The organism is Parathalassolituus penaei, assembly GCF_026626885.1.
Lineage (GTDB): Bacteria > Pseudomonadota > Gammaproteobacteria > Pseudomonadales > Oceanobacteraceae > Oceanobacter > Oceanobacter penaei.
The window spans coordinates 67,485-80,105 of record NZ_JAPNOA010000026.1; the positions used below are offsets into that span (position 1 = coordinate 67,485).

8 protein-coding genes are annotated in these 12,621 nt (G+C 56.6%); 4 read left to right on the forward strand and 4 right to left on the reverse strand.

What is annotated here, in order from left to right:
- Window positions 1-328: 328 nt before the first annotated feature.
- On the reverse strand, window positions 329-1,225 hold the full coding sequence (locus tag OUO13_RS09340) for a SphA family protein (RefSeq protein ID WP_283173608.1): 897 nt from the start codon (window positions 1,223-1,225) through the stop codon (window positions 329-331).
- A gap of 283 nt (window positions 1,226-1,508) precedes the next feature.
- Window positions 1,509-2,879: a DASS family sodium-coupled anion symporter gene (locus OUO13_RS09345; protein WP_283173609.1), complete on the reverse strand. Its 1,371-nt coding sequence runs from the start codon at window positions 2,877-2,879 to the stop codon at window positions 1,509-1,511.
- A gap of 788 nt (window positions 2,880-3,667) precedes the next feature.
- Here OUO13_RS09345 and rarD point away from each other — a divergent pair.
- Together rarD and OUO13_RS09355 are read left to right on the forward strand one after the other, a co-directional pair.
- Window positions 3,668-4,606: an EamA family transporter RarD gene (gene rarD / locus OUO13_RS09350; RefSeq protein WP_283173610.1), complete on the forward strand. Its 939-nt coding sequence runs from the start codon at window positions 3,668-3,670 to the stop codon at window positions 4,604-4,606.
- 83 nt (window positions 4,607-4,689) lie between these two features.
- The gene (locus OUO13_RS09355) at window positions 4,690-5,223 is read left to right on the forward strand and encodes a lipocalin family protein (protein WP_283173611.1); all 534 of its coding nucleotides are present in this window, start codon (window positions 4,690-4,692) and stop codon (window positions 5,221-5,223) included.
- 610 nt (window positions 5,224-5,833) lie between these two features.
- Here the strand turns inward: OUO13_RS09355 and OUO13_RS09360 are convergent.
- The gene (locus OUO13_RS09360) at window positions 5,834-7,513 is read right to left on the reverse strand and encodes an alpha/beta fold hydrolase (protein WP_283173612.1); all 1,680 of its coding nucleotides are present in this window, start codon (window positions 7,511-7,513) and stop codon (window positions 5,834-5,836) included.
- Window positions 7,514-7,721: 208 nt separating this feature from the next.
- Between OUO13_RS09360 and OUO13_RS09365 the strand changes: the two genes are divergently transcribed.
- Together OUO13_RS09365 and OUO13_RS09370 are read left to right on the forward strand one after the other, a co-directional pair.
- Entirely contained in the window at window positions 7,722-10,592 is a 2,871-nt protein-coding gene (locus tag OUO13_RS09365; RefSeq protein ID WP_283173613.1) for a hypothetical protein, read from the forward strand.
- A gap of 137 nt (window positions 10,593-10,729) precedes the next feature.
- Window positions 10,730-11,260: a BLUF domain-containing protein gene (locus OUO13_RS09370; RefSeq protein WP_283173614.1), complete on the forward strand. Its 531-nt coding sequence runs from the start codon at window positions 10,730-10,732 to the stop codon at window positions 11,258-11,260.
- On the opposite strand, the gene OUO13_RS09375 is transcribed toward OUO13_RS09370, so the two are convergent.
- Window positions 11,228-12,451: a MalY/PatB family protein gene (locus tag OUO13_RS09375; protein WP_283173615.1), complete on the reverse strand. Its 1,224-nt coding sequence runs from the start codon at window positions 12,449-12,451 to the stop codon at window positions 11,228-11,230. The genes OUO13_RS09370 and OUO13_RS09375 overlap by 33 nt on opposite strands.
- Window positions 12,452-12,621: the final 170 nt, after the last annotated feature.

Here is a 12,621-nt window from a genome sequence, read left to right on the forward strand (position 1 = left end):
CCCAGCGCAGCTGGCCACCGTTAATTGCCCATTGGGCGAGCCGGGATTCACCGCAACGGCCGACCCGGCCGGGGCATGGATGCCCCGCAAGGCCCGTTGGCACAGGGATGTGCCATCGGGCCGGGGTCGAAACGCCGTTGTCGGTGAAAACCGGGAAAACGAGCCCAGTCGGGCAAAAGCAGGGGGAGGCCCGCCCGGCCGGGGGACAAGGTCCCCCAAGAGGGCATACGGCCGTGCCAATTAACAAACGTACAGATCGTGCCGCCATTCGATGTGGGCATGACGTGTATGAATGCCGACGGGTCGGCATTGGTGCGTCTGCCCGGTTTTACAGCGGCATAACCGCCTTGAGCCACAGGGTGTTGCCCTCGGCGCGGTTGCGGACGTTCATTTCCTGAGTGTATTTCACAGTGGCGAACCAGCCTTTACCGGAGTCGAAGCGGATGCTTGGGCCAATGGCCATGGCTTTGCCGCGGTTGTCCTTGATGGTAGCGCCGTTCTGTTCGTCATCGGTGATTTGTTGGTAGAGGTAACCGCCAGCGCCGACAACCAGTCCATTGCCAATGCCCCAGCCGAGGGCGTAATCCATGATCAGTTCCTGACCGTCGGTGTAGTGGGTGTCGCTGTTTTCGCCGTTAACGGTCCACATACCTTTGAAACCAAAGTTCAGGCCAGTCGGGTCCATGCGGCTGACGCCATAGACGCCCTGTGCGGCCCAGTGGTTGCGGCCGATATTGGCGATTTCGGTTTTGTCGTATGAACCGGTTGGGGCGATGATGTCGAACACGGCTACGGTGTGCAGTGCCTGACTGTGATGCCAGCCAATGGCGGCGCCGAAGACCATGTCGCCGAGGCCACTGTCGCTGTCACTGACGCCGGGGGCGATTTTGACATCCAGATTCACCAGTGGGGCGATGGTGTGGAAACCGAGCGAGCCGCCCAGTACCTGTTGTTCGGTGACGTAAACCAGACGAGGCACCACGGCGTTGGCGGTGACCTTGAAATCATCGGATGGTGAGGCGTCATCGCCCTTGTTGTTGCGCAGGGTGTCGGCGCTGTAGCTTTGGGCGTACACAATGCCGTACATGCCGGGTGGTGGCAGGGCGCAGCAGGTGTAGTTTTCAGCGCCCACCGGGTAAACGGTGCCGCCGCCTTCGGTGGCCAGCAGGGTGTTGGATGCGGTCAGCGCCAGGGTGCACAGGGTCAAGCGGGATGCGGTTCGCATGTCAGATTCCTTCATTTTATTGTTGTTATGTGGATCAGCACCAGGGCAACTGGCCAGCGTGGATCGGGGAGTGCTGGACGGATGTCTGGTGCTGATGCAGCGGAAGGTATGGTCACCTGAACCGGGTGATGAGTTCTAATATGGATTAGGCGGGGTTTTGATACCGTAAAGGTATCAGGTTTGGGTAGCCGATTTGATTGAAGGTGCAGGAGAGCAGCCCTGTATCCATGCCGGTGCATGGATACAGGGCTTGCGGGGTTAACCGGTAGCGGTTAAACGGCGATCAGTTCCAGAAAATTGCGGCGTAGCCGGTAATCACCACAATACAGAGGAAGTTCAGGAACAAACCGACTCGCATCATGCTGCGTTGTGGCACGTAGCCGGAGCCAAACACAATGGCGTTGGGTGGTGTGGCGACCGGCAGCATAAAGGCACAGGACGCCGAAATCGCAATCAGCACTGACAGCACAATCGGGTTTACGCCCAGGCTTTCGGCCACACTGGCGAATACCGGTACCAGCAATGCGGCGCTGGCGGTGTTGCTGGCGAATTCGGTCAGGAAGACCACGAAGGTGACCACCACCAGCATGGTGACGATGCCACCGGCGTGGTTCAGCAACTCCGACAGGGTCTCCGCCAGGAATACGCTGGTGCCAGTGGTTTTCAGCACGGCGCTCAGAGCCAGACCGCCCCCGAACAGCAGCAGTACGCCCCAGTCGGTGGTCTTTTCAATATCTTTCCAAGTCACAACGCGAGATACACCCAGTGCCAGAATGGCGCTGATGGCGATCAGGGTGTCGAAGTCTTTCAGGCCCCCCAACGCCGCACTCAGCGTGCTGCTGAAAATCCAGCACACCACGGTCAGACCAAAAATCACCAGCGTCAGGATGCGGGTGTGGTTCCACTCTACCGGTTTGTGGTCGATTTCAAAGGTGTGGTTCAGTTGTGGGCGGGTGAGCACATACAGCAGTACCACCATCAGCGGCAGCAGAAGCAGGGCGATTGGCATGCCCATTTTCATCCAGCCGGTAAAGTCGAGGCCGGTGTTGGCGGCGGCGATGGCGTTTGGCGGGCTGCCCACCAGGGTGCCGATACCACCAATACTGGCGCAGTAGGCGATACCCAGCAGCACGAAAATATAGGTGCCCGGCTCTTCGCGGTTGTCGATTTTCTCCAGCAGCCCCAATGCCAGCGGCAGCATCATGGCGGTGGTGGCGGTGTTGCTGATCCACATGGACAGGCCAGCAGTGGCGGCAAACATCAGGAATACGGCATTGCGCATATTGCCTTTGGCCAGCAGCAGCATCTTGTCGGCGATGGCCTGATCCAGCTGTTGGGTGTGCAGGGCGGCCGCCAGTGCAAAACCACCCAGGAACAGGAAGATCACCGGGTTGGAAAAGTGGCTGAGGGCGGAAGTGGTATCAAATACCCCCATGGCAACGGCTAACATGGGCACCATCAGGGCGGTGATGGACACGTGTACGGCTTCGGTCAGCCACAGAACGGCGGCAAACGCCAGAATGCTCAGGCCGACCGTAGTGTTGTGATCGTACGGCAGGGTTTCGAGCAGGATAAAAAACAGGGCGACTGTGCCCAGAAAAATGATGCTGTTCTTGTTGAACAGCCAATGCGTGAAGGCATTCAGGATGGCCATAGGTGGCACTCCTTAATCGGTATGTTTTATCGGTTATTGTTGACCGAGATTCAACAAATGAGGGGGTCAGCGGTTAATGGTATGGCTCATAATGAGGCAGTGCCAGCCCTGAAACATTGACTGAACACACTGTTTTCGCTGATGGATCAGCGGGTTGTGGGAAGTGGTTGTGTTTTGGGTTGATGTCGAAACATTGCCAAATTTTCATGGGTGGAAATTGTTGCATACGACAATTATCAGGGTGTTTATCGTTGTTGCCGATGGTCGGAAATGCAGGTTTTGGATCCAATCCAGTAAAGCCTGCACATCGGCGGCTTGAGTGATTGATTGACAATGCAAGCATTTTGAGCGTCTTGCTAATGGATGCGTCGAACACTCGTGCAGTTTCGGGTGTGTTGGCAGGGCGCGGAACACAGCACTGCGTGTGGCGGTTTTTATTGCGTTGGCATACGCACCGGGGTGTTGCTGAAAGCGGGCTAATTCCCCATCTGTGTGTGTCTGTAATGGCGTCAGGTAGTCGCTTAGACTGTTAATTGTCCGCTTTGCCAAAAGCCGACAATCCGGTGCGCTCGGCATCGGGTTCTGGTTAGCCGGGTGTTGTTTGCCAATCGCTGTTTATTCGCGTGGCAAGCGAACATACCCGCAAACAAGTGAGCAGAAACTCGTCTGCTCCGGTTTCTGGATGTAATGCCTGTTTTCCCGCTGCTGGCCTGTTCGCAGGTGACGATCAGCGGGCTTTGGTGTTTTCTCCGGCTGCCATCTGGCTGCATCTTGATGGGGTATCGAACATGACTGATCAGACCCGTGCCGCAGTTGCGGATGGGGTAGACACTCGCCGGGAGTTCCGGCATGGCATTGCCTGTGCACTCGGGGCTTATGGCCTGTGGGGTGTATTTCCGGTGTATTTCAAATGGCTGGAGTCGGTGCCAGCGTTTGAGGTGCTGCTGCACCGTGTGGTGTGGTCGGTGGTGTTTCTGCTGATTCTGGTCACCATGGGTAAACGCTGGGGCGCGGTGATGGGTGTGCTGCGCAACAAACGTATGTTGGGCATGTTGTGTCTCAGCTCTCTGATGATTGCCGGTAACTGGCTGGTGTTTATCTGGGCGGTTGCCAATGGCCGGATTCTGGAAACCAGCCTTGGTTATTTTCTGAACCCGCTGATCAGCATTTTTATGGGTATGGTGTTTTTGTCGGAACGCCTGCGACCGGCGCAGTGGGCTGCGCTGGCACTGGCCGGTGTTGGTGTGGTGATGCAGGTGGTGCTGTTCGGCAGTTTGCCCTGGGTGGCGCTGGCACTGGCCCTGACGTTTGGTTTTTATGGTTTGCTGCGTAAGCAGATTGCCGTGGATTCGATTCTGGGCCTGTTTGTTGAAACCCTGCTGCTGTTGCCGTTTGCGCTGGTGGGTATGGTCTGGTTTGCCCAGGCGGGGACTTTGCACTTTGGTAATCAGGGCTGGCATCTGGATGTGTTGCTGGCGCTTTGTGGTGTGGTAACCAGTGTGCCTCTGCTGTTGTTTGCCGGTGGTGCGCGCCGCCTGCCGCTGATGATGATGGGGTTGCTGCAGTATCTCGGCCCTACCATTTCCTTTACGCTGGCGGTGGTGGTGTATGGCGAACACATGGACGAAGGCCGTTTGATGACCTTTGTGATTATCTGGGCGGCACTGGCGATTTTTACCCTCGAAGGATTGCAACAGCGTCGTCGCCGTAAACTGATGCCAGCCTGATCGGCTGGCTTACGGTGTTTTCAATCGCCCGCTTTGCAAGAAGGCGGGCGTTTGTGTTTTGGGTCCCTGAACAGGAGCAGACAATGAAACAACTCGGGTGGATAACAGCACTTTTATGGGCAACGCTGTGGCTGGGTGGTTGTACCGGTATGCCACAAGGCGTCAGTCCGGTCAGTGATTTTGATGGCGAACGGTATTTGGGCCAATGGTATGAAATCGCCCGGCTTGATCACTCGTTCGAACGTGGGCTGGAGCAGGTGACGGCCACCTATTCACGGCGCGAAGACGGTGGCGTAAAGGTAATTAACCGGGGCTATTCGCCGGAAAAAGCCGAGTGGAAAGAAGCCGAAGGCAAAGCCTATTTTGTAGAAACCCCGGACAAGGGTTATCTGAAAGTGTCGTTCTTCGGGCCGTTTTACGGTTCCTACGTGGTGTTTGGCCTCGGCGCGGATTACCAGCATTCGTTTATCTCCGGGCCGGATCATTCGTATCTGTGGCTGCTGGCGCGTACACCGACGGTGAGTGATGAGGTGTACCAGCAGTTTGTTGATGACGCCAAAGCCCGTGGTTTTGATACCAGCCAGCTGATTCGGGTAAACCAGAAAGCCGCTGAGTAGCGAATGCCTGCTCGGTGATTATTAAACGGTACTCTTGAGCTTATCTCCGACATCGGATGGCTAGGGACCCTCTGAATAACTCGGTGCCCGCTCTGGCTTATCGGGATGGTGATGAATCACGAAGCCGGTTTGATGGCATAGCGGGCTACGTCGAAAACCGGCGACACCGAGTCATCACCATCCCGAAAGCCCCAAAGGGCGCGGGCTGCAGCGCATTTGAGCGGTGTTGACGAACTTGAAAAGGACTCGTCATTTCGCTGCGTTCGTCGCCTTGCTCACACGCGCTGCAGCACTCGCGCAGAGCTGTGCAGAGTTATTCAGAGTGTCCCTAGGACCTTGTCCCCCGGTTAATAGCTCCTGCGTATCGGCTGTGATGATCACTAAATCGCGGCTAACAGCTTCGCTGCTGCCGTTCCTGCAGTAATTTGCAACCCGCATTTATAGAAGTGTCTCGGTACGCTTGAAGCTTGGCCAATACAACAAACGGGCTGTCAGCCGCGATGGCATTGCGGGTATTCGCGGTGTGGATGGATGCTGCTCGCCCGACGCCCGACGCCCGACGCCCGACGCCCGACGCCCGACGCCCGACGCCCGACGTCTACTCGGCTTGTTACTGGACGCTTGCTGTCAGTGCCAGTGGTTGTTGGTGCTCTTCAATCATCTGTGCCAGACGTGTAAACACCTGTTCGGCATGGGAGATCACCAGGGTTTGACCGGCATCCAGTTCTTCCATTTGCAAGTGCGGATTGAGTTCCTGCAGGGTGCGGACAAAGCGTGGCGGTGTGGTGCGGTTGTAGATGCCGAGCATGCCGCAGAAGGGTTGGCTGACCTGTGCGACCAGTTGATCCCAGTCGGTGGTGGTTTGTTGTAAATCCAGCTCCAGCCCGGCGCCGTTCTGGTTGTAGTTGTAATGGTAGGTGCCGAGTTTGCCCTGACGGGCGGATTCCGCGTGTAACACCTCGAGGTCGGCCGGTGAGTCGGCAAAAATGGCTTCTACCCAACGCTCGGGTCCCAGTTTGCGTACTTGCACCATACCCAGACGAATCAGCATGCGGGTGATCCAGAAGGCATGGCGGGCCGACCACAACATGGCGCGTTGCTGGGCGGGGACACCTTGCAGGTCGACGCCCGGTTTGAAATGCCCTGATGGTGAAGCGGCCAGCAATCCGGCGAAGCGCTGCGGATAACGGCTGGCCAGTGCCATGGCTGGAATCAGGCCGGATTCGTGGCTGAGCAGCCATGCCCGTTCAATGCCGAGCTGATCAAGCACGGCAATGCAGTCATCTACCTGATTGTCGAGTGGGTCGGCAATCGGGCTGGCAGGCGGGGTGCGGCCGTAGCCAGGCCGTTCCGGAATAATCACGTCAAGGTTGAATCGGTGCGCCAGTTCGCGGTCCTGTTCGAAATCACCCGCACCAAAAAATGGCCCGTGCATCAGTACCACGGGCACTCCCGACGGCGGGCCGTACCGACGCCAGCCAATCAGTCGACCGTTGCGTACCACGTCCCCCAACGTTAACGGCCAGGGGGACATCAGGCCAGGCTGTTCGTGGCCAAGGCTACGCCCGCTGCTGCGATTGGCCAGCGCGGCACCGGCTGCCACAACCTGATTCTGGCGATTGGCGCCCATCTTCTGCATCACGGTTTTGATTTGCTGGCGCACGGTGCCCAGTGATCGGCAGCGTTGTTCGCTAATCTGTTCGGCGCTCAGGCCCTGTGCCAGTCCCGCCAGAATTTCACGTTCCGCCACCGACAAACCGAAGACTTCACCCAGCGCCAGTTCGATGGACTCTGGCCAGCGGCACTCCAATGACTGAAATACAAACACCCGATGTGGGGCGTGGTAGGTGGCTGTCATGATCAGCGGGGTATCCGGATTGCCCGCAGGCCAGGTTTTGATCAGGGTGGGGCCGTTGTGCCGATAAAGGCGCTGACGGAATTGCTCGAACTCACCGGCCTTGATGCCAAGGCGCTGGTAGTTATCACCATCCATGCTGTGGAACAGGTCGCGCGCGGCCTGATTGCACGCCAGCAGAATACCGGTTTCGGTCAGCACCAGCGTTGGTGCGAGTTCGTCCTTCACCATGGTATGCAGCTGGTCATTGAGCATGGCCTGACGCTCAACATCACTGATCAGTAACGCCAGCTCCATCGTGGCTTCGCTGCTCAGCGGCATGCCGCTGCGAGTGACGGGCTCCAGAAAGCTCAGCAGCTCATCGTAGTCTTGCTGGTGATGAATAATCGCCAGCACCATTTCCCGAAGCTGGTTGTGTCCGGCGGGTAGGCTCATGCAGTGCTCTTCTTGACAGGTATTCAAGTGCGACGCTCAGTTGGGACGAACAGTTCAGGTAGCTGGCCACGTGACTGTTCCTGACGTTTTTTATCTTAAGGCCTGAAATTTATACCAGATGGTAGATGAGGGCGAGCCATTGGTCTCAAGACAATAACGCCAGCACTCGTCGTGAGTGACATGACTCAAATTCCAGGAAGGGACAATCATGGTGTTATTGATCAAAAAACCGTTGGTGATGGTGATTCTGGCGGCATCGTTGGCCGCTTGTGGCGGTGAAGAAAGTAATTCGGCAAGTACCGGGGATACCAAAACCGATACGGTAAATGATAGTGGCTCAGGTACGGATACTGGCTCAGGTACGGATACTGGCTCAGGCACAGATAGCGGCTCAGGTACGGATACTGGCTCAGGTACGGATACTGGCTCAGGTACGGATACTGGCTCAGGTACGGATACTGGCTCAGGTACGGATACTGGCTCAGGTACGGATACTGGCTCAGGCACGGATACTGGCTCAGGCACGGATAGCGGCTCGGGTACCGATACTGGCTCCGAAACTGACACAGGCTCTGAAACCGACACTGGCTCTGAGGCTGGCAGTGGTGGTGACTCATCTGCCGGATCTGATGGCTCTGAAACCGACACCGATACTGGCTCCGAAACCGACACTGGCTCTGAAACCGACACTGATACTGGGTCTGAAACCGATACTGGCTCAGGCACAGATTCCGGCTCAGGCACAGATTCCGGCTCAGGCACAGATTCCGGCTCAGGCACAGATTCCGGCTCGGGCACAGATTCTGGCTCGGGCACCGATACTGGCTCTGAAACCGATACTGGCTCTGAAACCGACACTGGCTCTGAGGCTGGCAGTGGTGGTGACTCATCTGCCGGATCTGATGGCTCTGAAACCGATACTGATACTGGCTCTGAAACCGATACTGGCTCCGAAACCGACACTGGCTCCGAAACCGACACTGGCTCCGAAACCGACACTGGCTCCGAAACCGACACTGATACTGGCTCTGAAACCGATACCGGCTCTGAAACCGATACCGGCTCTGAAACCGATACCGGCTCCGAAACTGACACCGGCTCAGAAACGGATACCGGCTCCGAAACTGATACCGGCTCTGAAACCGATACTGATACTGGGTCTGAAACTGACACAGGCTCTGAAACCGATACTGGCTCTGAAACCGATACTGGCTCTGAAACCGATACTGGCTCGGAGGCAAATGAATGGGTGGAGTCTGTGGTTGCAACGGCACAGACCTATGCCTATCAGGGCGATGCTGATAACGGTGCAATCCAGAAAGTCAGTGCCTCCCATCACTGGTTGCTGACCACCCAAACCCGTGTGGCGCAGGAAGAGATTACGGAGACGGATGATCTGGGTGAAACCACTACCAGCACGGTAGATGTCACTCGCCATTCGTTTGCTCTGGAATATGTTGAGCGTGATGGTCAGGCGTTAACAACGGTTGCGTCTCGCATGCTGGTGAGTGATGCGCCAACCGAAAATGACCGTGCGCCAGAGGCCCTGATGTCGACCAGTGCCGACGGTTCGGTGGTGTGGGTGGTGCACGACTCCACCGCTTTGCAGGGTGAGGAGCTGATCCAGAATGTGCTGGTGCAGCGTTGTGAAATGGTAGTGCCAAGCAGCGCGCCAGTAGAGGCCGCCAACTACCGTGCCAGCAGCACGGCAACCCTCAGCTGCAACAGTGCTGGCACGGTGACGGCCAGTGGTGATTTATCCCTGCAAGATCTGGTTATCCAGAGTTCGCCAAACGGCACCTACGCGGTGATGGGCTGGAAAAATACCAACGCTGAAGGTGCGTCATCGGATTATCGGGAGTTCCGTCGCTGTGATTTTGATGCAGCACGCTCGTTCGCCCGGACCAGCTGCGATAACAGTGCCCAAACCGGTTTTGTGTTCAGCAGTAATACCGAAACGGTTAATGCGGTTCAGGTTGGTGTGACCAATACCGGGACGGCAGCAGCTCTGTTGAGATTCAACCGTCCGACGGAACTCGACGATCTGCAGTTGCATGCTCTGCTGGTGCGTGGTGATGGCCGTTACAACTACGGTTACGACGGCGCACAGTTTTTGGAGGAGACTGCCGCAACGGCCACCGATAGCAGCTCGCCGTTTTACGAGCAGTCCAGTGATGCTGTGCTGTTTGCAGGGGTTGGTCAGTACGACATCAATGTGCTGTTTACCGAGCGCGAGTTCCGCAATCTGTACGTCGGTGGCCAGTATCAGCAGGTGCAGTTCTGGAGTAATCCTCAGTATGTAACGCTGGGTGGGTATGAGGGCGCGGGCGTCAATCAGGTGATGTTGACCGCCCAAACCTTCGACTACCTGACGCCGGAAAATGCCGCCAGTGAGGATTTTATAGGGATTACCTCGCTGCCAGCGGCTGAGTTTTCGACAGGTTATTCGTCCCAGGACACTGAAACCACTCGTAGTCAGTTGACCTTCCAGACTCTGTGGATGGACCTGAACGGTGCGCTGGTGACTCGCCCGGCGGTTGCCCTGTTTGATGCAGCAACCTACTACGACTCCGGGGATATCCAGATGCGATCGGTTCAGACTCACACCCAGGCGGTGGTGCTGCCCGACAGTGATTACACCGTCAGGGCGGGTGACTGGGCGGCATCCCCGCAGTTACGGGATGGACAATTGTTCCTTAATGGCCCAGAACGGAATGGTATTACCAGTCTGGCGTTGAACTATGACGCTGATGATGGCTGGAGCTTTGGCAACGGCTGGTTCTTTGCTGACGACACCAACTCCATGTCGGGAGATTCAGCATTAACCGTGCTGGATGGTGCTCCGGTGGTCTGGTCTGCCTGGTACGACTCGGATTTGGGTCAGCAGCAGATGCGTTACCGCGTGGGAGCTGCTGCGGATACTGCCTCGGCTGAAGAGGTAGTTGATGAAGCGGTTGATGGTACTGACGATCCAGTCTCGGATACGTCGGATCGTAGTGCGGTAGAGCCTGCCGCCGTGGGTACGCCGATAGCGGCCAGTGGCTGGAGCAAGTTCAAGGCCTTGTTTGGTAACAACTGAGCAAGGAGTGATTATCCGGCCTGGCCGGATAATCACTCGTACTGATCAGAAGTCGTGGTGCTGTGAATTCAGACTGTGATCGTATCCGGGGTTGTGGTTAGGCTTGAAAATTCTGGGGGCGTGGGTGTGGTAAGCATATGAGTGAATACATACGAGTGGTGTACGCCTGTCAGACGGGTTCCCGTTATGCACCCGAAAAAACCGTGCCGCTGATTCATGGTCTGTACGACCAGACCTGGAAAATGCAGCGTGACGCAGAGGTCGGCAGTGTGATGCTCTGCTGTGATGGTTTTTTGATGCATTGCCTCGAGGGAGAGCCTCACGCGGTGCGATCCCTGTACCGGGAGATTTGTTTAAGTCGTTATCTGTGCGACCCGATGATGCTGTATCAGATGTCGGTACCAACCCGTCTTTATCCGGCCGATAGCCATAAGCTGGTGCTGCCGCGCACCGAGGTGCGGATTTATCTGACCGAACACTGGATGGAAGTGTTTAACCCGTTCTGGTTAAAAGACGAACAGATCGAAATGTTGCTGCTGTATCTGGGGGATGTGCGAGGAGCCCAGTACCGCGATGCGACCGTTCGCCGAATGGAACGGCCAACAACGCGGTTGCTGGAGCGTCTGCAACAAGGATTACGCTGGCTGCAGTGGCCGGTCAGTCAGTAATGGCCGAATGACGTGGGCCAGTCGTTGCAGTCCATCGAGTAACAATACGTTCGGACAGGCAAAGTTGAGGCGGATATAACATTGCTGCGGGTCGGGGGCGGGCAGAAAACCACAGCCACTGCTGATGCGCAGCTGACCTTCTTCCAGCAAACGTTTGCTGAGAATTGCGCTGTCGAGCCCGGTAGCGGCGCAGTTGATCCAGGCCAGATAGGTAGAATCTTGCGGATACAGCGTCAGCTCGGGCAGTTGTTCCTGCAGGAACTGCTGAATGGTGCGGTAGTTTTGGTACAGGTAATCACGCAGTGCTTCGAGCCAGTGGTCGCCTTGCTGATAGGCTGCAATCAGGCTTTCCACACCCAGCGCGTTGACGCTGCCGATTTCGTGAATCTGCATGGCCTTGCGTACGCGGTTACGCAGGGTTGGATTCTGGATAATCAGGTTGGCGATCTGCAGGCCAGCAATGTTGAAGGTTTTACTCGGTGAATTGAGGGTGATGCAGCTGGCGCCGAATTCCGGGCTGAGGGTGGCAAACGGTGTATGGCCGATGCCGGGGAAGGTGAGATCACAATGGATTTCATCACTCACCACCAGCACCTGATGGCGCGCACAAATCTCGCCAATACGCTGCAGTTCTTCGCGGCTCCAGACCCGGCCGGACGGATTGTGCGGATGGCACAACAGCATCACGCGGTTGCCCGGATGAGCGGCTTTCTGTTCGAGGTCGTCGAAGTCGATCTGGTATCGGCCCTGTTCATCCATTTGCAGGGCGTTTTCCACGATTCGTGCGCCTTGATGACGAATGCAGGAAAAGAAGCAGTGGTACACCGGGGTTTGAACGATCACCCCAAAATCCCGATGGCCGCAGTGATCCGCCTCGGCGCGCAAAATTGCTGAAATCGCAGGCACCACGCCCAGCGTTGGCAGCACCTCTTCACGCCCAATGGCCATGCCATAACGGCTGCTGAACCAGTGGTTCAGAGCTTCGTAATATTCGTCACGAATCCAGGTATAACCAAACACGCCGTGATCAATCCGCTGGTGCAGGGCATCCAGAATGGCCGGTGCAGTCCGAAAATCCATATCGGCCACAAACATCGGCAAGGTGTTGGTATCCGGGGTGGAGTCCCACTTGAACGAGCCAGAACCATGGCGGTTGATAACGGTGTCAAAATCAAACTGGGGTTGGGACATGCGCCACTCCGTTGTCCTGTGAATTCAGATCCAGATCGGCGGTGCGTCTGGTTTTGTATTGGCCGAGCATAAACATTCAGACTCGTGCTGACCATTTTTGCGCGGTGCTGATTGATCAATCTGGCTCATAAGTCTGATCGGCTGCGCCCGGTTATCCTGCACAGATCAGG

Coding starts and splice junctions, on each gene's coding strand:
- OUO13_RS09340 (WP_283173608.1), bottom strand. CDS start 1,225: ATGCGAACCGCATCCCGCTTGACCCTGTGCACCCTGGCGCTGACCGCA.
- OUO13_RS09345 (WP_283173609.1), bottom strand. CDS start 2,879: ATGGCCATCCTGAATGCCTTCACGCATTGGCTGTTCAACAAGAACAGC.
- rarD (WP_283173610.1), top strand. CDS start 3,668: ATGACTGATCAGACCCGTGCCGCAGTTGCGGATGGGGTAGACACTCGC.
- OUO13_RS09355 (WP_283173611.1), top strand. CDS start 4,690: ATGAAACAACTCGGGTGGATAACAGCACTTTTATGGGCAACGCTGTGG.
- OUO13_RS09360 (WP_283173612.1), bottom strand. CDS start 7,513: ATGAGCCTACCCGCCGGACACAACCAGCTTCGGGAAATGGTGCTGGCG.
- OUO13_RS09365 (WP_283173613.1), top strand. CDS start 7,722: ATGGTGTTATTGATCAAAAAACCGTTGGTGATGGTGATTCTGGCGGCA.
- OUO13_RS09370 (WP_283173614.1), top strand. CDS start 10,730: ATGAGTGAATACATACGAGTGGTGTACGCCTGTCAGACGGGTTCCCGT.
- OUO13_RS09375 (WP_283173615.1), bottom strand. CDS start 12,451: ATGTCCCAACCCCAGTTTGATTTTGACACCGTTATCAACCGCCATGGT.